Here is a 23,122-nt window from a genome sequence, read left to right as displayed (position 1 = left end):
CAGAAGGACGAGCGGAAGGGAGTGAATCGTTCCCTTCCGCCCGTATTTCTCATGCGCTGTTCATGAAGTCGGGCTCACATGAAGTCCGGCTCAGCCCTTCAGGGTGAGCACGACCTCGTCCGTGTCCTCGCCGCGCGCGTGCGCGTACCCCCGGTCGTTCGCGGTGACGCGGAACCCGCACTTCTCCAGGACCCGCCGCGACCCGGCGTTGTCGGCCGCCGCCCGCGCGTGCAGCGGGCGTTCGGGCACCTCGGCCAGCAGGTCCCGCAGCGCGGCCGTCGCGATGCCCCGGCCCCAGTACGCCCGGTCGATCCAGTAGGTGACCTCGCGTTCGCCGGGCTCCCCGTACACCGCGGCGCTGCCCACGACATCGCCGTCCGCGAGGATCGTGCGCAGTACGGCGGACGAGGCGCGGACACGCTTCCAGTGGGCGTCGAAGGCGTCACGGTCGGCCGGGTCCCTGGGGGTGAACGCGGCCATCCGGAGGGACTCGGGGTCGTTCATCTGCCGGTAGAAGACCGGCAGATCGCTGTCGTGGACCGGGCGGAGTGCGATCTCCATGGTTCAGAGCCTCCGAGTGGCGAGCGTCAGCCGGTCGCGGGCGTCGAACAGGGCGTCCTTGACCATCTGCTCGTGCGCGGGGGTGAGCCGGGCCACCGGGACCGAGCAGCTGATCGCGTCCCGGGCGGGGGTGCGGTAGGGGATCGCGACGCCGAAGCAGCGCAGCCCCAGCGTGTTCTCCTCACGGTCCACGGCGAAGCCCTGCTCCCGGACCTGGTGCAGCTCCTCGATGAGCTTCTCCCGGTCGGTGATCGTGTGTTCGGTCAGCGCGGGGAGCGTCTCGGGCAGCATCTTGCGGACCTGCTCGTCGGTGTGGGTGGCGAGCAGCGCCTTGCCGAGCGAGGTCGAGTGCGCGGGGAGCCGGCGGCCCACCCGGGTGAAGGGGCGCAGGTAGTGCTGCGACTGGCGGGTGGCCAGGTACACGACGTTCGTGCCGTCCAGGCGCGCCAGGTGGATGGTCTCCGTGGTGTCGTCGGAGAGCCGGTCCAGGGTCGGGCGGGCCGCGGCGACCACCTCGTCGCCGTCGATGTACGAGGTGCCGACCAGCAGCGCCCGTACGCCGATGCCGTACCGCGTGCCCGTCGCGTCCGTCTCGACCCAGCCGAGCTCCACGAGGGTGCGCAGCAGCATGTAGAGGCTGGATTTCGGATAACCGACGGCCTCCTGGACCGCGGCCAGGGAGTGCATACCGGGCCGGCCCGCGAAGTACTCGAGCAATTCCACGGTCCGTACCGCGGACTTGACCTGCGCTCCGCCGCCTGTCTCGCCTGCCGACATCGCCCTTGACCCCCTCGTTCGACGGGAAATAGTCTCCGCATCATATTCACCATCAGAGACAGCGTTCAGTATATCGAACACCGCTGGTGGGTGAGACAAGAACTGCGGCATTACATCTGGAGGGACCCGCGGTGGCAGCAGCACCAGTCTGGAGTGTCGACCCCCGTACCGGGAAGCAGCGCGAGCAGGTTGCGGTGGAGGCCACGGCCCAGGAGGTCGACGAGGCCGTCCGCGCCGCGCACGCCGCCCGGGGAGCCCTCGTCGACCGCACCGTGCGCGCGGCCTTCCTGAGGACCGCCGCCGACCTGCTCGAAGCGGCCAGGGAACAGCTCGTCGAGGCCGCCGACGCGGAGACCGCGCTCGGCCCGGTCCGGCTCACCGGCGAACTCGCCCGCACCTGCTACCAGCTGCGGGCCTTCGGCGGCATCGTCGACGAGGGCGCCTTCCTCGACGTCGTCATCAACCACCCCGACGGCACGGCGACCCCGCCGATCCCGGACCTGCGCCGCTACAAGGTGCCGCTGGGTGTCGTCGCCGTCTACTCCGCCTCCAACTTCCCCTTCGCCTTCTCCGTCGCCGGCGGCGACACCGCGAGCGCGCTGGCGGCCGGCTGCCCGGTCGTGGTCAAGGCTCACCCCGACCACCCGGCGCTCTCCGAGCTGGTCGCGGCCGTACTGCGCCGGGCCGCCGCCCGGCACGACATCCCGCGCGGTGTCGTCGGCCTCGTGCACGGCTTCGAGGCGGGCGTCGAACTCGTCAAGCACCCGCTGGTCTCGGCGGCCGGGTTCACCGGCTCCGTGCGCGGCGGCCGGGCCCTGTTCGACGCGGCGGCCGCGCGTCCCGCGCCGATCCCCTTCCACGGCGAGCTGGGCTCCCTCAACCCCGTCGTGATCACCGAGGCCGCGGCGGCCGAGCGCGCCGAGGAGATCGGCACCGGGCTCGCGGGCTCGATGACGCTGGGCGTCGGCCAGTTCTGCGTGAAGCCGGGCCTGGTCCTGGCGCCCGCGGGCGCGGCGGGCGACCGCCTGGTGAAGTCCCTGACCGACGCCGTCAGCGACACCGACGCGGGCGTCCTCCTGGACCACCGCATGCGCGACAACTTCATCGCGGGTGTCGCCGAGCGCGCCGGGCTCCCCGGCGTCGAGACCCCGGTGACCCCGGGCTCGGGCGGCGAGCACACCGTGAGCCCCGGCTTCCTGACCGTGCCCGCGCAGAAGCTCGCCACCGAGGGCGAGCACGACCTGCTCCTGGAGGAGTGCTTCGGCCCGCTCACGGTCGTCGCCCGCTACGAGGACGAGTCCGAGGCCAGCGCGGTCCTCTCCCGCCTTCCGGGCAACCTCACCGCGACCGTGCAGTTGTCGACGGAGGAGGCGGCGGGCGAGGGCCGCGGCGCGGAGATCCTCGCCGAGCTGACGCCGCTCGCCGGGCGCGTCCTGGTCAACGGCTGGCCCACCGGTGTCGCCGTCGCCCCCGCCCAGCACCACGGCGGTCCCTACCCGGCGACGACGTCGACCTCGACGTCGGTCGGCGGTACGGCGATCGAGCGCTGGCTGCGGCCGGTGGCGTACCAGAACGCGCCGGAGGCGTTGCTGCCGCCGGAGCTGCGGGACGACAACCCGCTGGGGCTGCCTCGACGCTACGACGGTCACCTGGAGCGGTAGCGCTCCGCGGGTGGCGCCGTCGGGGTTGTGGTTGTTCGCGGGCTGCGGGTTCGCTGTGGTTGATCGCGCAGTTCCCCGCGCCCCTTCGGGGGCGCGGTACTTGGCCTGAGAGGATGGGTGAATGGACGTCGAACTCCCCGAACTTCCCTTTCCCCTCCGCACCTACGGGCCTGATGGGCACTGGTCGCACGAGGACGGGATCCTCACCGGCTGGGCCGGCCCCCGCCAGGACCGTTTCGTACCGCCCACCGACGAGGCACTGGACCCCGCCTCCGACGCGCCCCGCCTCCTCGGGGCGCCGGAGGGGGACTTCCAGCTGATCGCCCGCGTCACGGTCGGCTTCGGCGCGGCCTTCGACGCGGGGGTGCTCTACGTCCATGTGGGGGAGCGGGCCTGGGCGAAGCTCTGCCTGGAGTACTCCCCGGACGTGCCCACCGTCTGCACGGTGGTCACCCGGGGGCACTCCGACGACGCCAACTCCTTCACCGTGGACGGCAGTTCCGTCTGGTTGCGGATCAGCCGCACGGGTCGGGCCTTCGCCTTCCACGCCTCCCGCGACGGCAAGCGCTGGACCTTCATCCGGCTCTTCACCCTGGGTGAGGAGAAGGAGACGTCCGCCGCGCTCGTCGGCTTCATGACGCAGTCGCCGATGGGGGAGGGGTGCGTGGTGACGTACGACGGCATCGAGTTCCGCCCGAACTGGCCCAAGGACCTGAGAGACGGCAGCTGACCGTGGGTGGGGGGTCGGCCGCGCAGCGGGAACCGTGGCCCCCCTCCCGCACGTCCTCCGCTGCATGATCAGCACACCCCGCACCACGGGCCCCCTCGTCATCAGAACCGCGTTGCCCAGCGAGGCCGCCACCATCGCCGACCTCCACGTCCGCGCCCGCGCGTCCTACTACCCGGACGGCCTGCCGGAAGACGGCCTCGACTGGCTCGAACGCTGGCGCGGTGCCATCGAGCGCCCCGACGGCCACGTCCTGTGCGCGGTGCGCGACGGGCGCCTCGTGGGCATCGCCTCCTTCCGTACCGCGGAGGGCGCCCCCGCCGACACCGTGACGCTCTTCCAGTTCCACGTCGCCCCCGACCGCTGGCGCGAAGGCATCGGCACGGCACTGCACACGGCCTGCCTCGAACAGTGGCGGGCCGACGGCAAGCACACGGCCACCCTCGACGTGCACGTCGACAACGCCCGCGCCCAGGCCTTCTACGCCCACCAGGGCTGGGTCCCGGACCCGGAGAACCCGCCCGCCGAAGACGATCACCACCTCTTCCTGCGCTACGCCGTCACCGGGGAATGAACTCGGCCGTTTGAACGTTCACGTACTCCTGCCCCCGGAGGGGCCCGTATTCGTACGACCTGGAGAGAGCCGAAGACATGCGCGTCGAGATCTGGTCGGATATCGCCTGTCCCTGGTGCTACGTGGGCAAGGCCCGCTTCGAGAAGGCGCTGGACGCCTTCCCGCACCGTGACGAGGTCGAGGTCGTGCACCGCTCCTTCGAGCTGGACCCCGGTCGGGCCAAGGGCGACATCCAGCCCGTGCTCAAGATGCTGACCAAGAAGTACGGCATGAGCGAGGCACAGGCGCAGGCCGGCGAGGAGAACCTGGGCGCGCAGGCAGCCGCCGAGGGCCTGGCCTACCGCACCCGGGACCGCGACCACGGCAACACCTTCGACATGCACCGCCTCCTGCACTTCGCCAAGGAGCGGGGCCGCCAGGACGAGCTGATAGGCCTGCTGTACAAGGCGAACTTCGCCGAGGAGCGGACCGTCTTCAACGACGACGAGCGACTCGTCGAGCTGGCCGTCGCCGCCGGGCTCGACGCCGACGCGTCCCGCGAGGTGCTGGCCGACCCGAAGGCGTACGCCGACGAGGTGCGCGCCGACGAGCGCGAGGCCGCCGAGCTCGGCGCGAACGGTGTGCCGTTCTTCGTCCTGGACCGCAAGTACGGCGTCTCCGGCGCCCAGCCCGCCGAGGTCTTCGCGCAGGCCCTGACCCAGGCGTGGGGCGAGCGCCCGCCGCTGAAGCTGATCCAGGACGGTGCCGCCGACGCGGAGGCCTGCGGCCCGGACGGATGCGCCGTACCGCAGCCGTGAGCCCGTCCGGCCCGGCGGTGAAAGCGCAGGTCGGGGCGGACGTATAAGCAGTCCTTACCGGAACCACGCAGAACTCCGTAATGGACGAGAGGTGCTCGGGGCCGCACAGTGGTCCCATGGAGACCTTCGAGAGCCTCGTACGAGCCGAGTTCGCCCCGAAGAACACCTATCTGAATACCGCGAGCTGCGGACTCCTGCCGGCGCGCACGGTCGACGCCATGCGCGCCGCGGTCGAGTCCGTCGCCGACGGACGGCCGTCCGACATGTTCGACGACGTGGAGGCGTCCCGCGCCGCCTTCGCCCGGCTGGCCGGGGTCCCCGCGGGCCGGGTGGCGGCCGGGGCCTCGGTCGCCGTCTACAGCGGACTGATCGCCGCCTCGCTGCCGCCGGGCGCCGAAGTCCTCACCGCGGAGGACGACTTCAGCTCCGTCGTGAACCCCTTCCACGTCCGTGGCGACCTCAAGCTGCGCGCCGTACCGCTGGAGCGGATCGCCGAGTCCGTACGCCCCGGCACCGCGCTCGTCGCGGTCAGCGCCGCGCAGTCCGCGGACGGGCGGATCGTCGATCTGGCGGGCATCGCCCGGGCCGCGCGCGAGCACGGGGCGCGTACGTACGTCGATGTCTCCCAGGCCGCCGGCTGGCTGCCGATGGAGGCCGACGCGTACGACTTCGTCTCCTCGGTCGCCTTCAAGTGGCTCGTCTGCCCTCGGGGCGTGGCCTTCCTGGTCGTTCCGGAGGACCTCGGCGGGCTCACTCCGGTGTTCGCCGGCTGGGTCGCGGGTGAGGCGCCCTGGGACAGCTGCTACGGCCCGGTGGCGGAACTCGCCCACTCGGCGCGGCGGTTCGACGAGAGCCCCAGTCTCTTCTCGTACGCGGGCGCCCGGCACTCGCTCGCGCTCGTCGAGGAACTGGGCGTGGCGAACGTACGCGCCCATGACCTCGCCCTCGCCGACCGTTTCCGCGCCGGGCTCCAGGGGCTCGGCCACGCACCGGTGTCCGCCCCCGCCTCGCCGATCGTGTCCGTGCCCGGACTCGGCCGGCGGCAGCAGGAGCTGAGCGAGGCCGGGGTGGAGGTCTCCGACCGGGCGGGCAACCTGCGCGCGGCCTTCCACCTGTACAACACCCCCGCCGACGTCGACCGACTGCTGGACGTCCTGTCCGGCTGACCCCGGCGGGGGCTCCTTCACGCTCGTGGCTACGTCACGCGCGCGGTCACTTCACGCCCGCGGTCACTTCACGGGCGAGAAATCACGGGCGCCGATGAACTCGGGCCTGCGGACCGGCGCGGCGAACGGCTCCACCGCCGCGTTCTCCACGCTGTTGAACACGATGAAGACGTTGCTGCGCGGGAACGGGGTGATGTTGTCCCCGGAGCCGTGCATGCAGTTGCAGTCGAACCAGGTCGCCGAACCGGCCCGGCCCGTGAAGAGCTTGATGCCGTGCCGGTCGGCGAAGCGGGTCAGCGCCTCGTCGGACGGGGTGCCCGCGTCCTGCATCTGGAGCGACTTCTTGTAGTTGTCCCGCGGGGTGGCCCCGGCACAGCCGAGGAACGTCTTGTGCGACCCCGGCATGATCATGAGGCCGCCGTTGGTGTCGTGGTTCTCGGTCAGCGCGATCGACACGGACACGGTCCGCATGTTCGCAAGCCCGTCCTCGGCGTGCCAGGTCTCGAAGTCCGAGTGCCAGTAGAACCCGCCGGCCCCGAAGCCCGGCTTGACGTTGATCCGCGACTGGTGGACGTAGACGTCCGAGCCGAGGATCTGCCGGGCCCGCCCGACGACCCGCTCGTCGCGTACGAGCGCGGCGAAGACCTCGCTGATCCGGTGCACCTCGAAGACGGACCGGATCTCCTGCGTGGCGGGCTCGACGATCGAGCGCTCGTCGGCGCGGATCACCGGATCGGTGACCAGCCGCTCCAACTCGGCCCGGTAGAGGGCGACGTCGTCCTCGCCGATCAGCTCCTCGAGGGCGAGGAAGCCGTCACGCTCGTACGCCTGGAGGTCGGGCACGGAGAACGGCCCCGGCGTACCGGGCGCGCCCCAGACGACCGGGTCCTGGCGGGGGACGGACACCTCGGTGGCGCCGCGGCTGGGGTAGAGATCGGTGACGGTGGTCGTGCTGGTCGTGGTCATGGGGCTTCAGACCTCCTCGGGTTCGGTGAGCAGCGGGTAGACGCCGTTCTCGTCGTGGTCCTCCCGTCCGGTGACGGGCGGATTGAAGACGCAGACGCACCGGAAGTCGGTCTTGGGGCGCATGGTGTGGCGCTCGTGGCCGTCGAGCAGGTACATCGTGCCCGGCGTGATCCAGTGCGTCTCACCGGTCTCGTCGTTGGTCAGCTCGGCCTCGCCCGCCACGCAGAGCACGGCCTCGATGTGGTTCGCGTACCACATCGACGTCTCCGTACCCGCGTACAGGACCGTCTCGTGGAGGGAGAAGCCGACCTTCTCCTTGGCGAGGACGATGCGCTTGCTCTCCCAGGTACCCGTCGCGGCCTTCACATGCCGGTCGGTGCCTTCGATGTCCTTGAACGAACGGACTATCACGGTGGTGCCGTGCCTTTCTGTCAGACGGTTTCGCGTACGGCGCGGGCGAGGGTGCGAAGACCCTCGTCGAGCTCGTCGGGGGTGATGGTGAGCGCGGGGAGGAGCTTCACGACCTCGCTCTCCGGGCCCGAGGTCTCGATGAGCAGCCCGAGTTCGAAGGCGCGCTGCGCGACGCGCCCCGCACGCTCCTTCTCGTTGAACTCGAGGCCCCAGACGAGACCGCGCCCCCGGTACTCCTTCACGTCGGCGAGGTTCTCCTCGGTGAGGGAGATCAGGGCCTGCTCGATCTGCTCGCCGCGGGCACGGGTCTGCTTCTCCATGGCGGACCCGTCGGACCAGTACGTCTCCAGGGCCGCGGCGGCGGTGACGAACGCGGGGTTGTTGCCGCGGAACGTGCCGTTGTGCTCGCCCGGCTCCCAGATGTCCAGTTCGGGCTTGAACAGGCACAGTGACATGGGCAGCCCGTACCCGCTGATGGACTTGGACACGGTCACGATGTCGGGCACGATCCCCGCCTCCTCGAAGGAGAAGAACGCTCCCGTCCGCCCGCAGCCCATCTGGATGTCGTCGACGATGAGCAGCATGTCGCGCCGCCGGCACAGGTCGGCGAGAGCGCGCAGCCACTCGGGCCGGGCGACGTTGATGCCGCCCTCGCCCTGCACGGTCTCGACGATGACCGCGGCGGGCTGGTTGAGCCCCGACCCCTGGTCCTCGAGCAGCCGCTCGAACCAGAGGAAGTCCGGTACCTGGCCGTCGAAGTAGTTGTCGAACGGCATCGGGGTCCCGTGCACGAGCGGAATCCCGGCACCGGCCCGCTTGAAGGCGTTCCCGGTCACGGCCAGCGAGCCCAGCGACATCCCGTGGAAGGCGTTGGTGAAGGACACGATCGCCTCGCGCCCCTTCACCTTCCGCGCCAGCTTCAGCGCGGACTCGACGGCGTTGGTGCCCGTCGGGCCCGGGAACATGACCTTGTACGGCAGGTCGCGCGGCCGTAGGACGAGGTTCTGGAAGGCCTCCAGGAAGGCGCGTTTGGCGGTCGTCGACATGTCGAGACCGTGGGTGACGCCGTCGCGCTCCAGGTAGTCGATGAGGGCCCGTTTGAGTACGGGGTTGTTGTGCCCGTAGTTCAGGGACCCCGCACCGGCGAAGAAGTCGAGGTACTCGTGCCCGTCCTCGTCGAACATCCGGCTGCCCCGGGCCCGGTCGAAGACGGTGGGCCAGCTGCGGCAGTAGCTGCGCACCTCCGACTCCAGGGTCTCGAAGACGCTCAGGTCGGGCTGGATGATGCTCACGGCGAATCGCTCCTCGGTGCGTGGGGGGGGAGAGGAAGTCAGGGGGGAAGCCAGGGGGATGTCCGGGTCGGCCGGGGGCCGGTCCGGGGTCAGCCGGGGAGCGGACCGATCCGGTAGAGGACTTCGGGGTCGTGCGGTCCGTCGGGGAACTGACCGGCCTCGAACAGCACTTCGTGCTCGACACGCGCGCCGTGGCGTCGCGCGTACGAGGTGAACAGGCGCTCGGAGGCGGTGTTGCCGGGCGTGATCGTGGTCTCGACGGCGGTGATCGTCCGCTGCTCCGCGACCCGCGCGGTCAGCCCGTCGAGCAGGGCCGCGGCCAGTCCGCGTCCGCGGTGGGCGGCGTCGACGGCCACCTGCCACACGAGCAGGGTGCCCGGGTGCTCGGGCCGGACGTACCCGGTGACGAAGCCGACGGGCACGCCGTCCGCGTCGCGCGCCACCGCCGACGTGCCGGCGAAGTCACGGCACCACAGCAGATAGCTGTACGAGGAGTTCAGGTCGAGGGTTCCGGAGTCCTTGGCGATATGCCAGAGCGCGGCTCCGTCCGCCACCTTCGGACGGTCGATCCGAAGGCCCTCCGGCATTTCCAGAAATTCCGCTTGCAGGTCTGCTTGTGCGGCGGTCATGCGGATTGAATTTACCGATGGAAATCTCAAATTGCATCGTCGTCCGGGGTTACGTACGACGCGCCGTTGTGTTATCACGCGCCCGTGAGCACAGGGTGCTGCGGGTGGTGTAAAGGGACGGTTTGCCCGGAAATTAGGGGAGGAATTGGACGCGTTGTGGAGTGCGTCACAGACACGTAATGGCCACGAGACGTGCCCGAATTACGTCGGTTGGCGTTCGCGAAATCTTTGCGTTTAGCGGCCGGGAAAGCGGGCAGGAGAATGCGGGAAGCTCATCTTCGAGTTAATGCAAGAATAAGCATGGCGAGCGCCTCGTCAATTGATGCACGATTAGGCCCAGGTAAGTCCGTGGGAGAACACGCCGGGGCTCCGCCTCGGCGCCCCATCGGCCTCGTCCTCGCGCGCCGGACGAGGTGGTGGCTTTTAGGGGCGCGGGGAACTGCGCGACCAGCCCCCACCCGCCCGCAGCCGACACACCCGCCCGAGGTCCGGGGCGGAGCCCCAGGTTCGGGGCTAGGACCACGCCTTCGTCGTCGCGCGGCGTGCCGCTTCCAGGTCGGTCGTGAGGCCGGACTCGGCCATCGCCGCCCCCAGCGCCGCGAGGCAGGAATGCACGACCCCCGGCGTCGCATCGGGACCGTAGTGGTTCACCCGGATCATCTCCTTCGCCAGCGCACCCCCACCCGCGACCAACGGCAACGCCGGATCCGCGGCCAACGCCTTCGCGACCAGCACCCCCGCATCGACCCCGGACGGCGCCCGCAACGTCGTGGCGACCGGCGCCGCGTCCCCCGCCTCGTACACATACGGCTCCAGCTCGCCCCCGAGAGCGACCGCCCCCGCCCGCGTGGCCGCCGCCGCCAGGGCATGGCGGCGCATCACCGCGTCGAGCCCCTCCGCCTCGATCCGCTCGACACACGCCTCCAGCGCCAGCATCTCCAGCTGCGCCGGCGCGTGCAGCAGCGTCTTGCGCCCGCCGTCGACCCACCGCTCCTTCCAGTCCAGCAGGGAGAGATAGGACCGACGCGGCGCCCCGGGATTGGCGGCCATCCGCGCCCACGCCCGCTCGCTCACGGACACGGCCGACACCCCGGCCGGCCCGCCCATCGCCTTCTGCGCCCCGATCACGCACAGGTCGACTCCCCACGCGTCCGGCAGCACCGGCTCCGCGCCGATCGAGGCGACGGCGTCGAGGTAGAACAGCGCGCCGTGCGCACGCACCACCTCGCCGATCTCCGCGACGGGGTTCGTGTTGCCCGTCGCCGCCTCCGCGTGCACCAGCGAGACGAAGTCGATCGCCGGATGTTCGGCAAAGGCGTCACGTACCTGTGCGGCCGTCACCGCCGTGTGGAACGGCACCGCGAGATCGATCACCGTCGCCCCGCAGTCCCGCAGCCAGTCCCCGAAGGTCTGTCCGTACGGCCCGGTGATCACGTTGAGCGCGGTGGTGCCGGGCCCGGCCGTGGCGCGAATGGCACCTTCCAGGGGCAGCAGCGCCTCGCCCTGCATGATCACGACGTCCTGCTCGGTGGAGAGCAGCCGCGCCACGCGGTCCTCGATCGCCGCGAAGTGTGCGGCGCTCAGCGGGGCGAGGTCCAGGAAGGGATGGGTCACGGCGGTGCTCTCTTCGCTCACGGGTTCCAATGCGCAGCCCCGAGCGTATCCGGCGTCCTTGTCGCGTCCGCGGCGATCCTCGGCCGTACGGGCGCACACCCCCAGGTCGTAGGGCCGGACGGCCCCGTGAGGCATGACTTCCGAGGCCGAACGGCGCAACAGGCATCGGATTGATTTGAGTGAGTCAAACCTTTCCTTATAATCGGAATCCTTCATTCCCCCCACAGGAGGTCTCCGTGAACTCGGTCCTCGGACGCCGGACGCGCATTCTGGCCGCCACCACCGCCACGGCCGGGCTGCTGCTCGTGGCCGGCTGTTCCTCGGGCGGCGGAGGCGGCCAGAGCAGTGCCAAGGGCGTTCCCCTGGTCAAGGCGGGCCAGGTCACGACCTGCACCCACCTTCCGTACCCGCCGTTCCAGTCGGAGATCAACGGCAAGGTGCAGGGCTTCGACGTCGCGCTGATCGACCTGGTCGCGGGAGACCTCGGCGTGAAGCAGGCCATCGTCGACACGCCCTTCGAGAACTTCAAGACGGGCGCGTTCCTCAACTCCGGCCAGTGCGACCTCGCCGCGGCCGGCATGACGATCACCCCGGAACGCAAGAAGAACGTCGACTTCTCCGACCCGTACTTCGACGCCACCCAGGCCGTCCTGGTCGACAAGAAGAGCGGCGTCAACTCCCTCGCCGACGTCAAGGCCAAGGGCAAGAAGCTCGGCGCCCAGGCGCAGACCACGGGCGAGGAGTACGCGGCGAAGCAGGGCTTCGACTCGGTCTCCTTCGAGTCCTCCGACGCGGTCCTGAACGGCCTGCGCACCGGCCAGGTCCAGGCCGTCATCATCGACTACCCGGTCGTCCAGGGCTGGCTGAAGGACAAGGCCAACGCCGACGCCTTCAAGGTGGTCGACAACCTCAACACCGGTGAGCAGTACGGCTTCACGGTCAAGAAGGGCAACACCAAGCTTCTCGCCGAGATCAACAAGACGATCAAGCAGGCCAAGGCCGACGGCACGTACAAGAAGCTCTACGAGAAGTGGATCGGCCCGTACTCGGCGTCCGCGGCCACCGCCTCCCCGTCCGCCTCATGAGCGATGCCGACGCAACCCTCCAGCCCCGAAAGTCCGGCCTGACCCGGCGCCAGAAGCGCGCCCTCTCGCGCGGCGCGCAGTACGTCGTCTTCGTCGCCGCCGTGATCGCCTTCGCGGTCGCGGCGGACTGGGGACGTCTGAAGAACCAGTTCGCGCAGTGGGACCTGGTCAAGCAGATGTTCCCGGACGTCATCACACTGGCGCTGAAGAACACCGTGCTCTACACGATGTCCGGCTTCGTCGTCGGTCTCGTGCTCGGCCTGGTCATCGCCCTGATGCGGCTGTCCCCGGTGGGCCCCTACCGCTGGCTCGCCGGTATCTACATCGAGATCTTCCGCGGCCTGCCCGCCCTGCTGATCTTCGTCTTCGTGGGTGTCGCCGTGCCCTTGGCGTTCCCGGGCACGGAGATCCCCGGCGGTACGTACGGCAAGGTGGCGCTCGCGCTCGGCCTGGTCTCGGCCGCGTACATGGCCGAGACGATCCGCGCGGGCATCCAGGCGGTGCCCAAGGGGCAGATGGAGGCGGCCCGCTCGCTGGGCTTCTCGCACGCGCGGGCCATGGTCTCGATCATCATCCCGCAGGCGTTCCGCATCGTGATCCCGCCGCTCACCAACGAGCTCGTCCTCCTCTTCAAGGACTCCTCGCTGGTGCTGTTCCTCGGGGTCACCCTGGAGGAACGCGAACTCACCAAGTTCGGGCGCGACCTGGCGAGCCAGACCGCCAACTCCACACCGATCCTGGTCGCGGGCCTGTGCTACCTGCTCGTCACCGTGCCGCTCGGATTCGTCGTACGCCGCCTGGAGGCCAAGGCCGGGGAGGCCACCAAGTGACCAGCACCAGCAACAGCAGTAGTTCCAGCACCGGCACTCCCGAGATCGACGTCCGGGACCTCCACAAGTCCTTCGGCGACAACGACGTCCTGCGCGGTATCGACCTGAGGATCGGACAGGGCGAGGTCGTCTGCGTCATCGGCCCCTCCGGCTCCGGCAAGTCCACCCTGCTCCGCTGCGTGAACCTCCTGGAGGAACCCACCAAGGGGCAGGTCTTCGTCGGCGGTACCGAGGTCACGCACCCCGACGTCGACATCGACGCCGTACGCCGCCGGATCGGCATGGTCTTCCAGCAGTTCAACCTCTTCCCGCACCTGTCGGTGACCGAGAACCTCACGCTCCCGCAGCGCCGGGTGCTGAAGCGGGACAAGGAGGAGGCGGCCAAGGTCGCCGCCGAGAACCTGGAGCGGGTGGGCCTGTCCGAGAAGGCGGACGCCTACCCCTCCTCCCTCTCCGGCGGCCAGCAGCAGCGCGTCGCGATCGCCCGCGCGCTCGCCATGGGGCCCGAGGTGATGCTCTTCGACGAGCCGACCTCGGCGCTCGACCCGGAGCTCGTCGGCGACGTGCTCGCCGTCATGCGCAGGCTCGCCCACGAGGGCATGACGATGATGGTCGTCACCCACGAGATGAGTTTCGCGCGCGAGGTCGCCGACCGGGTCGTCTTCATGGACGGCGGCGTGATCGTCGAGGACGGCGCCCCTGCGCAGGTCATCGGCAACCCGAGCCACGAGCGCACCCGCCACTTCCTGTCCCGGCTCCTTGACCCGGCGATGGCGGAGGTCGAGGAGGACGTGGAGGAGAGGGAAAAGGGGCTGTAGCACCTCGCCGTGCGGCACGAATTAAGGTGCGGTGCATGAGCGATCGCGCGGTGCTGCACGTGAAGGGGCGGGTGCTCGTCGGGCCCGACGACGTCCGGGACGAACTGTGGGTCGTAGGCGGCCGGATCTCGTACGAGCGACCCGGCGCCCGTGACATCCGTACCGTCGAGGGCTGGGCTCTCCCCGGTCTCGTCGACGCGCACTGCCACGTCGGCCTCGACGCCCACGGGCCCGTCCCCGACGACGTCTCCGAGAAGCAGGCGCTCACCGACCGCGAGGCCGGCACCCTGCTCATCCGGGACGCGGGCTCGCCCTCCGACACCCGCTGGATCGACGACCGCGCGGACCTCCCGAAGATCATCCGCGCGGGCCGGCACATCGCCCGCACCCGCCGCTACATCCGCAACTACGCGCACGAGATCGAACCGGAGGACCTGGTCGCGTACGTCGCCCAGGAGGCCCGGCGCGGCGACGGCTGGGTGAAACTGGTCGGCGACTGGATCGACCGCGAGACAGGCGACCTCGGCGCCTGCTGGCCGCGTGAGGCCGCCGCGGCGGCGATCGCCGAGGCGCACCGCCTCGGCGCACGGGTGACCGCCCACTGCTTCGCGGAGGACTCGCTCAGGGACCTGGTCGAGGCAGGCATCGACTGCGTCGAGCACGCGACCGGCCTGACCGAGGAGACGATCCCCCTCTTCGCCTCCCGAGGGGTCGCGATCGTCCCCACGCTCGTCAACATCGCCACCTTCCCGCAGCTCGCCGCCGGGGGGGAGACGAAGTTCCCGCGCTGGTCGGCGCACATGCGGGCACTGCACGAACGCCGCTACGACACCGTGCGCGCCGCCTACGACGCCGGAGTCCCGGTCTACGTCGGCACCGACGCGGGCGGTTCGCTGGCCCACGGACTGGTGGCCGGCGAGGTCGCCGAACTCGTCACCGCGGGCATCCCGCCGGTCGAGGCGCTGTCCGCGACGACCTGGGGCGCCCGGCGGTGGCTCGGGCGGCCGGGACTCGACGAGGGCGCGCCCGCCGACCTCGTGGTGTACGAGGGGGATCCGCGCGCGGACGTACGGGTGCTGGCGGCTCCGCGCCGGGTGGTGCTCGACGGGCGGGTCGTGGGCTAGGTCCTGTCGTCACATTCCCGTCGTCCGCCCGGAGGGCGGGCCCCGCGGCGTCATGGGGGTCCCCCCTGCTCGAGCGAAGCCGCGAACTTGGGGGCGCATGCATGGCGTCGCGGGGCAGACGGGAATGTGACGACAGGGCCTAGCAGGGGAGAGATCGTCCGGTTGACGGAGCGTTACGCTTTCGCCGGGCGCCTCGTTACGCACCACCGTGCGCGCTCCGGAGCGTCGACCGGCGTGTTCGGGACGGGGCTGTTGAGTGGGTGACGGCGGGGAACATCCGTGCCCAGCGATGTCGGGAGATTCGAACGAACTCCCGGAAACCCCACGTTGGAGTGAAGTCACGTCGGGTTGCTGACTGTTCACTCTCGGTGCGTAATTCTTGCCGGGTCCCAAGCGGTTCTCTCCTGGGGGTCCCACCCGTGAACGCCAACACCAACTTCCGCATGCCCGCACGCCGTCTCACCGCCACCGCGGCTGCCACGGTCCTCGCCGCCGGCCCGGTGGCGCTGGCCGGTGCGGGTTCCGCGCACGCGAGCGCCGACGCCGACCATGGTCGCGCGAGCGCCGTCGTGCTGCGCACCGGGCTCGACGTGTCCCTGCTCAACAAGACCGTGAACGTCCCGCTCGCGGTCTCCCTCAACGAGGTGCGGGCGCCGCAGAGCGCCGAGCGGACCGCGCTGACGGCGAGGCTGGACGGGGTCGACGGTGGGCAGCCGTTCAGTGTGTTGCGGGCGGATGTCGCCTCCGCGAAGGCGACGGTGTCCGCGTCGGGGGCCGAGGCGTCCACGAACCTCACCCATGCGCGGATCCATGTCCCCGGGCTGCCATTGCTGTCCCTCATCGAGGTAGGGCAGGTGACCTCGAAGGCGACCTGTGAGGCGGGTCGCAAACCCGTGGCTTCCGCCACCCTCCTGGGCGGGGTGACCGTCCTCGGCAAGAAGGTGACGTTGACGGTGGGCGGCCCGACGGAGGTGAAGGTGCCGGGGGTCGGTGAGGTCCGGATCGACTTCTCCAGGACGCGGACCACGTCCCGTACGGCGGCCGCGTCCGCGCTCGAACTCAAGGTCTCCGTCAACCCGTTGAAGCTGAACGTGGCGGATGTGGAAGGCACCCTGACCTTGGGGTCCGTCACCTGCGAGACCCCGGCTGCGGCGCCTGTCTCTGCCCCTGCCTCAGTTTCCGCCCCTGACATCAAGCCCCAGGGGGCACCGGCGGAGTCGGGCCTCGCGGAGACCGGCGGCACGTCGACCACTCCGTTCGTGGTGGGTGCGGCGGTCGTGCTCCTGGCGGCGGGCGGGGCGGCCGTCGCCCTGGGGCGCCGTCGCCGCTCCTGACCCCGACCTGTTCTCGCCCCCGCCGCCCCTACCCGTCCCATCCCTACTTGGGGGCTCCGCCCCCAAACCCCCGATCGGCCTGAACGGCCTCGTCCTCAAACGCCGGACGGGCTGAAGATGCGCGCAGCGCGCCTTCAGGGGCGCGGGGAACTGCGCGACCAGCCCCCACCACCCGCAGTCGAAGAACCCACCCGGGGGTCTGGGGGCGGAGCCCCCAGGTTGAGGATGGGGCGGGTAGGGGCGGCGGGGGCGAGAGAGGTCCTTGCCACACCCGTCCCTCATCGCCCAGCGACCACCATCGCCCGATCCAACGCTTGGAGGAATCCATTGACGGTGGCCCGGTCGCGTACGGCCAGGCGGAGCCAGTCGTCCCCCAGCCCCGGAAACGTGTCCCCACGCCGCACCGCGAACCCCAGCCCCCGCAACTGACGCCGCACCACCACCGCCCGAGGCAACCGAATCAGCACGAACGGACCCTCGGCGGGTTCGACGACCCGCAACCCGTCGGGCTCGAACTCCCGGAGCCCCGCGACGAGATGGGCCCGGTCGGAGGCGATCCGCCGAGCCGCGTGGGCGGCCTCGGCGAGCGCCCGCGGCGACACGCACACCTCGGCCGCCGCGAGGGCGGGCGTGGAGACGGGCCAGAGCGGCTGCGCACGGGCCAGCTCGCGGACCGTGTCGGGCGCGGCCAGGACGTACCCGATCCGCAACCCCGCCAGCCCCCACGTCTTCGTGAGGCTGCGCAGCACGACAAGCCCGGGGATGTCCGTCCGCCCGGCCAGCGCCTCCCGCTCACCCGGCACCGCGTCCATGAACGCCTCGTCGACCACCAACGTCCGCCCGGGCCGCGCGAGCGCGGCGATCGAGGCCGCCGGGTGCAGCACGGACGTCGGATTGGTCGGGTTGCCGATCACGACGAGGTCCGCGTCCTCGGGCACGGCCGCGGGGTCCAGCCGAAAGCCGTCCGACTCACGCAACAGCACCCGGTCGACCGTGTGGCCGGCGTCCCGCAGCGCCGCCTCCGGTTCCGTGAACTGCGGGTGGACCACGACCGGCTGACGAACCTTCAGGGCACGGGCCAGAAGTACGAACGCCTCCGCCGCGCCCGCCGTCAGGAGCACCCGCTCCACCGGCACCCCGTGCCGCGCCGCCACCGCGGCGCGCGCGGCCCGCCCGTCCGGGTAGGCCGCGAGGCCGTTCAGCGACGCGGCGACGTGCTCGCGCAACCACGCCGGAGGCGTGTCCGCACGGACGTTCACGGCGAGATCGGTGAGTGCCGAGCCATCGTCCCGCACCTCGGCGTCCCCGTGGTGCCGCAGATCGTGCGCGTCGCCCCCGTACGCGCCCTCAGTGCGCATGCGCGTGCCCGCCGTGGTGGTGCCCGTGGTGATGTCCGTCGTGGTGGTGCCCGTCGTCGTCCGGGTGGAAGTGCGGCTGCTGGGGGAGGCCCACCTTGTCCTCGAAGCCGGGCAGCGCGATGCGGTAGACGCAGGAGTCGCAGTTCATCCGCAGGTCGCCCTTGACGGCCTCCCGGTACCGCTCCATGACCAGGTCGAGCAGCTCCGGCTCGGGGCCGATGACCGCGGCCGACCGCACCTCGACGTCCGGGTGCGCGGCCGCCCAGCCCTCGGTCTGCTGCCGCACCCGGTCCGGGAGGATGCCCGTGAAGAGGAAGTAGGGGAGTACGACGATCCTGCGCGCGCCCAGTTTCACACAGCGGTCCAGGCCCGACGGGACGTCCGGCGCCGCCAGCGACACGAACGCCGTCTCGACGCCCGCGTACCCGCGCCCCTCCCACAGCAGCCGCGCCGCCTTGTGCACCTCGGCGTTGGCGTCCGGGTCGGTGGAGCCGCGCCCGACGAGCAGCACGGTGACGTCGGACCGGTCCTCCGGCGTACGGACCGTGCCGCCGAGCGCCTCGTCCAGCCGCCGCTCGAGCACCGCGAGCAGCGACGGGTGCGGGCCCAGCGGACGCCCGTAGGTGTACGAGATCCCGGGGTGCCGCTCCTTCTCGCGGGCCAGCGCCGCCGGGATGTCCCCCTTGGCGTGCCCGGCGGACACCAGCATGAGCGGCACGGCGGCGAACCGGCGTACCCCCTGCTCGACCAGTTCGGTCACGGCGTCACCCAGCGGCGGCGGCGACAGTTCGATGAACCCTCCGGCGACGGGCAGTTCGGGGTGACGGTGCCCCAACTGCCGTACGAAATCGCGGAAGGCCTCGGCTCCGGCCGCGTCCCGGGTGCCGTGTCCGGCGATGAGCAGGGCGGGGGGCGGGGTGGTCACGAGAACTCCTTGGTTGCGGGGTGGTACAGCAGGGCGTTGAGCGCGGCGGCGGCGACCGCCGAGCCGCCCTTCTCGGACACGTTGCTGACGGCGGGCAGTCCGCTGTCGCGCAGCGCGGCCTTGGACTCGGCAGCGCCGACGAAGCCGACGGGCAGACCGATGACGAGCGCCGGGTCGGCGTCGAGGGTCAGCAGCTCCTCCAGGGCGGTCGGCGCACAGCCGATCACCCAGAGCGCGCCGGGCCCGACGTCCTCGTACGCGAGCCGGATCGCGTGGGCCGAACGGGTCAGCCCCGGGCCGGACTTGGCGTCCTTGAGGCGGCAGACGGTGTCGCGGCGCGTGATGCCCGCCGCGACCATCTCCACGTCCACCACGACCGGCGCCCCGGCGTGCAGCGCCGCGTGCGCCTTCGCCAGGGCGCCCTCGCCGGTGACGAGGTCGTCCGCGTAGTCGAGGTCGGCCGCGGAGTGGATGACCCGCTCCACGACCGCCCGCGTCAGCGGCGGGAAGTGCGAGGTGTCCAGACGGGCACGCAGCCGCCGGAAGGACTCCTGCTCGATGGGGTGCACGACCCGGTTCTCCGGGAACACCTGGCTCACTAGGCTCATTTGGGGTCCTCCTGCCAGCGGTAGCCGCGGGGCGTCACCATGCGCCCCGCGACCTCCCGCGTCGCCGTGTTGCCCACGGTCACGACGGTCATCATGTCGACGATCGCCGGATCCAGGGACCCCAGCGACGTCACCCGGCTCGACTCGTCCGGCCGGGAGGCGTTGCGGACGACCCCGACCGGCGTCGTCGGCTCCCGGTGCTCGGCGAGGATCGCGAGCGCCTTCGGGAGCTGCCAGTCGCGGCCCCGGCTTCGCGGGTTGTAGAAGGTCACGACGATGTCCGCCGCCGCGGCGGCCCGCACCCGGCGCTCGATGACCTCCCACGGCGTGTGCAGGTCGGAGAGGCTGATCGACACGTGGTCGTGGCCCAGCGGCGCGCCCAGGATCGCCCCGGCCGCGAGCGCCGCGGTCACGCCCGGCACCCCCACCACGTCGATGTCGTCGGACGCCTCGGCCAGCGCCGGTGACGCCATCGCGTACACGCCCGCGTCCCCGCTGCCGATCAGCGCGACGGCCTGCCCGCGCCGTGCCTCGGCGACCGCGGTGCGCGCCCGCTCCTCCTCGGCGCCGAGCCCGGACTCCAGGATCCGGGTGCCGGGCCGCAGCAGATCGCGGATCTGGTCGACGTACTGGTCGAGCCCGACGAGCACGGACGCCCGCCGCAGCTCCTCCTTCGCCCGCGGCGTGAGCAGGTCACGGGCGCCGGGCCCGAGCCCGACCACCGCGAGCCGCCCGCGCGCCACGCGGCGCACGACGGCACAGGTGGCCATCGCGGGCCGCCCGTCCGCACGCGTCGACTTCCGCTTGGGTACGAGGAGTTCACCGCCGCCCACGAGGGCGGCGGCCTCCGCCACGGACGGGGTGCCGACAGCGGTGAGCGGTGCGTCCGAGGGGTTCGGCACGTCCACCGCCGCCAACTCCTCGGCGGTGTACGTCACCACGGGCACGCCGAGCCGTCCGGCGGCCTCGACGATGCCGGGCTCCTCGGCCTTGGCGTCGACCGTGGCCAGCTCCGCGACGGACTTCGCGGACAGCCCGGCGTCACGGAGTACGTCCTCGACGAGGCCGAGGATCTCCGCCACCGGAGCGCCCTTGGACGCCCCGACCCCCACCACGAGGGAGGGCGGACGCAGCAGCACCTCGCGCTCGCCGGGCGCCACGGCCCGGTCGGTGACCCGAATGCCGTAGGCGCCCTCCGTCGCGACCGGCAGGGGCGGCAACGGCCACGCCAAGTCGGCGCGCAGGGCGACGGGTTCGCCGTCGAGCAGCGCCCGGGTGACCGCGGCGACCTCCCCCTCCACGGGGAAGCCGAGCGTGTCGAGTCCCGGCATTCCGACCGCGTCCGTCGCCGTCGTCACCACCGGCTCGGCCCCGAGCAACTCGCCCACCTCGCGGGCGAGTTCATTGGCGCCGCCGCCGTGACCGCCGACGAGCGACACGGCGTACCGGCCGCCCTCGTCCACGCACACGACCCCCGGGTCGGACGTCTTGTCGCCCAGCAGCGGCGCGATCAGCCGCACCACCGCGCCCGTGGCGAGGAAGCACACCAACTGGTCGCACTCCGCGAAGGCCCGCCGCACGGCGTCCCCGACGGACTCGGCTCCGACGGACCCGTCGTACACCCGCGTACGGGTGGGCCAGGCCGCGGCCAGCCGGTCACGGGCCGCCGCGCCCGCCGCCGTGGCGGAAATCAGGCCGATCACTGGAGGACTCCTTCGGTACGCGCCGGAGGCCGGACGCCCCACAGCAGAAAAACGGGGTTGGTGGCCGCGAGCCGGGTGACGTTCCCCGGCAGCGGCGCGAGCCGGGAGGACTGCAGCAGTACGCCGTCGCAGTCGAACCCGGCGGCGGTGAGCGCCTCCCGGGCCGCCGGCACCCGGTCGAGCGCGGCCATGGCGACGACGACGGCCCGCCGGGCCCGCCGTGCGCAGACGGTCACGATGGCGGGCAGCTCGCGCCCCCCGCCGCCGATGAACACGGCGTCCGGATCGTCCAGGTCGGACAGCACGGTCGGCGCCGCCCCGTGCACCACCCGGACGTCGACGCCGTGCGCCTCGGCGTTGGCGAGGATCCGGTCGCAGCCGTCCGGTGTCGTCTCGATCGCGGTGACGGCGGCCCCGAACCGCGCGCACTCGACGGCGACGGACCCGGAGCCCGCGCCGACGTCCCAGACCAGCTCGCCCAGGCGCGGCCCGAGCCGGGCCAGCGCCAGCGCCCGCACCTCGAACTTGCTGATCATCGAGTCGCGGTGGGCGAACTCGCGCTCGTCCAGGGCCCACCGGTCGGGTCCGGCCGCGGGACCGGCGACCGTCCGCACGGGGGCGAGGGCCCGCGGCTCGTCGAGGCACAGGACGACACTCACCGCCGTACCCCAGTCACGGCCCGCGGCCTGTGCCGGGGTGACCCGCTCGACACGCTCGTGTGCGGGGTCGCCGAGGGCGCTCGCCACGACGAGGACGCGCCCGGCGCAGTGGTGGGCGAGGGCGGCGCCCAGTTCGGCGGGCCCGGAGCCGGGGCCGGTCAGCACCGCCACCTTCGGGTGGGAGCGGCAGACCTGGACGGCCGTGCGCAGCGCGCGCCCGTGGGCGCTCACCACCACCGCGTCGTCCCAGGGCAGTGCGAGCCGCGCGAAGGCGGTCGCGACGGACGAGACACCGGGCCGCACGTCCAGCCGCTCGGCCCCGAACCGCTCGGCCAGCGCCCGCACGATCCCGAAGAACCCGGGGTCACCGGAGGCGAGCACGACGACGTGCCGCTCCTTTTCCAGGCATCCCTCGATCGCGTCGAGGGCGGGCGCGAGCGGCCCGAGGACGATCCGTTCCACCGCGTCCGGCAGCCGCGCGGCCGCCAGATGGCGGCGGGCGCCCACGACGAGCCCGGCCTCGGCCAGCGCGTCCGAGGCGTCCGTGGAAAGGGGTGCCCCCGTCCCCGTACCGAAGACGGTGATCACGAGGGACTGCCCTTGCGGGCCGCGCGCAGCTCCGCGCGCGCCTGCGGATCGGCCCTGCGGAAGCCGTGGAAGTGACCGGGGTGGTAGAGGTGCGAGCGGGTGCCGCTCGCGTCGAGGGCGGGGCCGACCAGGAAGAGGGTGTGCTTCCAGAGTTTGTGCTCCTTGACGGTCTCCTCCAGCGTCTCGATGGTGCACTTCACGATCAGTTCCTCCGGCCAGGTCGCCTGGTAGGCGACGACGACCGGCGTGGACGTCGGATAGCCGCCCTCCAGCAGCTCTCGTACGAGCTGTCCGCTGCGGGCGGCCGACAGGAACAGCGCCATGGTCGTGCCGTGCCGCGCGAACTCCCGCACCTCCTCGCCGGGCGGCATGGGCGTCTTGCCGCCGCCGAGCCGGGTGAGGATCACGGACTGCGCGACCTCGGGGATCGTCAGCTCGCGCTGGGCGAGCGCGGCCACGGCGGAGAAGGAGGAGACGCCGGGAATGATCTCGGTCTCGACGCCGATGTCCGCACACCGGTCCAGCTGCTCCTGCGTACCGCCCCACAGGGCCGGGTCGCCGGAGTGGATGCGGGCCACCTTCAGCCCGTCGGCCGCCGCCCGCTCGTACACGGCCACGACGTCCTCCAGGGACATCGTCGCCGAGTCCAGGATCTCCGCCCCCTCGCGCGCGTGCTCGAGGACCTCGGCCTGCACCAGGCTGGCCGCCCAGATCACGACGTCGGCCTCGGCGATGGCGCGCGCGGCGCGGAACGTCAGCAGGTCGGCGGCGCCGGGCCCTGCCCCGACGATGGTCACCTTGCCGGTGGGGGCATCGGCCATGGGAATCGGTCCTCTCCTACGGATGAATCGGGTGCTGCGAGAAGTCGGTGGGCGCGTCAGTGGGCGCGAGGTGGTCGCTGGATGTGCGCGAACG

23 protein-coding genes are annotated in these 23,122 nt (G+C 71.7%); 10 read left to right on the top strand and 13 right to left on the bottom strand.

The window, feature by feature from the left end; translation table 11 throughout:
* Positions 1-90: 90 nt before the first annotated feature.
* Together ACZ7M3_RS16730 and ACZ7M3_RS16725 are read right to left on the bottom strand one after the other, a co-directional pair.
* On the bottom strand, positions 91-561 hold the full coding sequence (locus ACZ7M3_RS16730) for a GNAT family N-acetyltransferase (RefSeq protein WP_261686067.1): 471 nt from the start codon (positions 559-561) through the stop codon (positions 91-93).
* Between the two features lie 3 nt (positions 562-564).
* Entirely contained in the window at positions 565-1,338 is a 774-nt protein-coding gene (locus ACZ7M3_RS16725; protein ID WP_028803360.1) for an IclR family transcriptional regulator, read from the bottom strand.
* A gap of 131 nt (positions 1,339-1,469) precedes the next feature.
* On the opposite strand from ACZ7M3_RS16725, the gene ACZ7M3_RS16720 reads away from it, so the two are divergent.
* From ACZ7M3_RS16720 to ACZ7M3_RS16700, 5 genes are all read left to right on the top strand, one after another.
* The gene (locus ACZ7M3_RS16720; protein WP_472064018.1) at positions 1,470-2,999 is read left to right on the top strand and encodes an aldehyde dehydrogenase (NADP(+)); all 1,530 of its coding nucleotides are present in this window, start codon (positions 1,470-1,472) and stop codon (positions 2,997-2,999) included.
* A gap of 121 nt (positions 3,000-3,120) precedes the next feature.
* Positions 3,121-3,729: a DUF1349 domain-containing protein gene (locus tag ACZ7M3_RS16715; RefSeq protein ID WP_054232288.1), complete on the top strand. Its 609-nt coding sequence runs from the start codon at positions 3,121-3,123 to the stop codon at positions 3,727-3,729.
* Between the two features lie 64 nt (positions 3,730-3,793).
* Positions 3,794-4,300, top strand: coding sequence for a GNAT family N-acetyltransferase (locus ACZ7M3_RS16710; protein ID WP_472064016.1), 507 nt, complete (start codon positions 3,794-3,796; stop codon positions 4,298-4,300).
* A 77-nt stretch (positions 4,301-4,377) separates the two neighbouring features.
* Positions 4,378-5,097, top strand: a complete 720-nt coding sequence (locus ACZ7M3_RS16705; protein ID WP_054232287.1) for a DsbA family oxidoreductase — start codon at positions 4,378-4,380, stop codon at positions 5,095-5,097.
* Between the two features lie 116 nt (positions 5,098-5,213).
* Positions 5,214-6,263, top strand: a complete 1,050-nt coding sequence (locus tag ACZ7M3_RS16700) for an aminotransferase class V-fold PLP-dependent enzyme (protein ID WP_472064014.1) — start codon at positions 5,214-5,216, stop codon at positions 6,261-6,263.
* 63 nt (positions 6,264-6,326) lie between these two features.
* Here the strand turns inward: ACZ7M3_RS16700 and thpD are convergent, their stop codons facing one another.
* The 5 genes from thpD to ACZ7M3_RS16675 all read right to left on the bottom strand — a co-directional run bounded on the left by thpD (position 6,327) and on the right by ACZ7M3_RS16675 (position 11,175).
* Entirely contained in the window at positions 6,327-7,229 is a 903-nt protein-coding gene (gene thpD / locus ACZ7M3_RS16695) for an ectoine hydroxylase (protein ID WP_472064012.1), read from the bottom strand.
* Between the two features lie 6 nt (positions 7,230-7,235).
* On the bottom strand, positions 7,236-7,640 hold the full coding sequence (locus ACZ7M3_RS16690) for an ectoine synthase (RefSeq protein WP_054232284.1): 405 nt from the start codon (positions 7,638-7,640) through the stop codon (positions 7,236-7,238).
* 20 nt (positions 7,641-7,660) lie between these two features.
* On the bottom strand, positions 7,661-8,932 hold the full coding sequence (gene ectB / locus ACZ7M3_RS16685; RefSeq protein WP_472064010.1) for a diaminobutyrate--2-oxoglutarate transaminase: 1,272 nt from the start codon (positions 8,930-8,932) through the stop codon (positions 7,661-7,663).
* A gap of 89 nt (positions 8,933-9,021) precedes the next feature.
* Complete coding sequence (ectA, locus tag ACZ7M3_RS16680) at positions 9,022-9,561, bottom strand: diaminobutyrate acetyltransferase (RefSeq protein WP_388154943.1); 540 nt, start codon at positions 9,559-9,561, stop codon at positions 9,022-9,024.
* Positions 9,562-10,074: 513 nt separating this feature from the next.
* On the bottom strand, positions 10,075-11,175 hold the full coding sequence (locus tag ACZ7M3_RS16675; RefSeq protein WP_472064568.1) for a pyridoxal-phosphate-dependent aminotransferase family protein: 1,101 nt from the start codon (positions 11,173-11,175) through the stop codon (positions 10,075-10,077).
* 236 nt (positions 11,176-11,411) lie between these two features.
* Here ACZ7M3_RS16675 and ACZ7M3_RS16670 point away from each other — a divergent pair, with 236 nt between their 5' ends.
* From ACZ7M3_RS16670 to ACZ7M3_RS16650, 5 genes are all read left to right on the top strand, one after another.
* Positions 11,412-12,260 carry a transporter substrate-binding domain-containing protein gene (locus ACZ7M3_RS16670; protein ID WP_472064008.1) on the top strand — a complete coding sequence of 283 codons (849 nt, stop codon included), beginning with the start codon at positions 11,412-11,414 and terminating at the stop codon, positions 12,258-12,260.
* Complete coding sequence (locus tag ACZ7M3_RS16665; RefSeq protein ID WP_067364855.1) at positions 12,257-13,090, top strand: amino acid ABC transporter permease; 834 nt, start codon at positions 12,257-12,259, stop codon at positions 13,088-13,090. Before ACZ7M3_RS16670 ends, ACZ7M3_RS16665 begins: the two co-directional genes overlap by 4 nt.
* A complete protein-coding gene (locus tag ACZ7M3_RS16660) occupies positions 13,087-13,908 on the top strand; it encodes an amino acid ABC transporter ATP-binding protein (protein ID WP_472064006.1) in 822 nt (273 codons plus the stop codon). Before ACZ7M3_RS16665 ends, ACZ7M3_RS16660 begins: the two co-directional genes overlap by 4 nt.
* A 35-nt stretch (positions 13,909-13,943) precedes the next feature.
* Positions 13,944-15,032, top strand: coding sequence for an amidohydrolase family protein (locus tag ACZ7M3_RS16655; RefSeq protein WP_452981552.1), 1,089 nt, complete (start codon positions 13,944-13,946; stop codon positions 15,030-15,032).
* 419 nt (positions 15,033-15,451) lie between these two features.
* On the top strand, positions 15,452-16,366 hold the full coding sequence (locus tag ACZ7M3_RS16650) for an SCO1860 family LAETG-anchored protein (RefSeq protein WP_472064004.1): 915 nt from the start codon (positions 15,452-15,454) through the stop codon (positions 16,364-16,366).
* A 278-nt stretch (positions 16,367-16,644) separates the two neighbouring features.
* Here ACZ7M3_RS16650 and cobC read toward each other — a convergent pair whose 3' ends face one another.
* From cobC to cobM, 6 genes are read right to left on the bottom strand one after another with little or no spacing between them, the layout of a single operon-like run.
* Positions 16,645-17,724, bottom strand: coding sequence for an Rv2231c family pyridoxal phosphate-dependent protein CobC (gene cobC, locus ACZ7M3_RS16645; protein ID WP_472064002.1), 1,080 nt, complete (start codon positions 17,722-17,724; stop codon positions 16,645-16,647).
* Entirely contained in the window at positions 17,714-18,649 is a 936-nt protein-coding gene (locus ACZ7M3_RS16640) for a sirohydrochlorin chelatase (RefSeq protein ID WP_472064000.1), read from the bottom strand. Before ACZ7M3_RS16640 ends, cobC begins: the two co-directional genes overlap by 11 nt.
* A complete protein-coding gene (locus tag ACZ7M3_RS16635) occupies positions 18,646-19,257 on the bottom strand; it encodes a precorrin-8X methylmutase (protein ID WP_472063998.1) in 612 nt (203 codons plus the stop codon). The genes ACZ7M3_RS16640 and ACZ7M3_RS16635 overlap by 4 nt, the downstream gene beginning before the upstream one ends.
* Positions 19,254-20,960 (bottom strand): precorrin-3B C(17)-methyltransferase, encoded by a 1,707-nt coding sequence (gene cobJ, locus ACZ7M3_RS16630; protein ID WP_472063996.1) that lies wholly within the window; start codon positions 20,958-20,960, stop codon positions 19,254-19,256. Before cobJ ends, ACZ7M3_RS16635 begins: the two co-directional genes overlap by 4 nt.
* Positions 20,957-22,207 (bottom strand): precorrin-6y C5,15-methyltransferase (decarboxylating) subunit CbiE, encoded by a 1,251-nt coding sequence (cbiE, locus tag ACZ7M3_RS16625; RefSeq protein WP_472063994.1) that lies wholly within the window; start codon positions 22,205-22,207, stop codon positions 20,957-20,959. Before cbiE ends, cobJ begins: the two co-directional genes overlap by 4 nt.
* Positions 22,204-23,028 carry a precorrin-4 C(11)-methyltransferase gene (gene cobM, locus ACZ7M3_RS16620; protein ID WP_351540329.1) on the bottom strand — a complete coding sequence of 275 codons (825 nt, stop codon included), beginning with the start codon at positions 23,026-23,028 and terminating at the stop codon, positions 22,204-22,206. The genes cbiE and cobM overlap by 4 nt, the downstream gene beginning before the upstream one ends.
* Between the last annotated feature and the right edge of the window lie 94 nt (positions 23,029-23,122).

The organism is Streptomyces sp. NPDC111656 (assembly GCF_055656965.1).
Note: the sequence above shows the minus strand (reverse complement) of the source record. Positions and strands in the feature narration are given on the sequence as shown.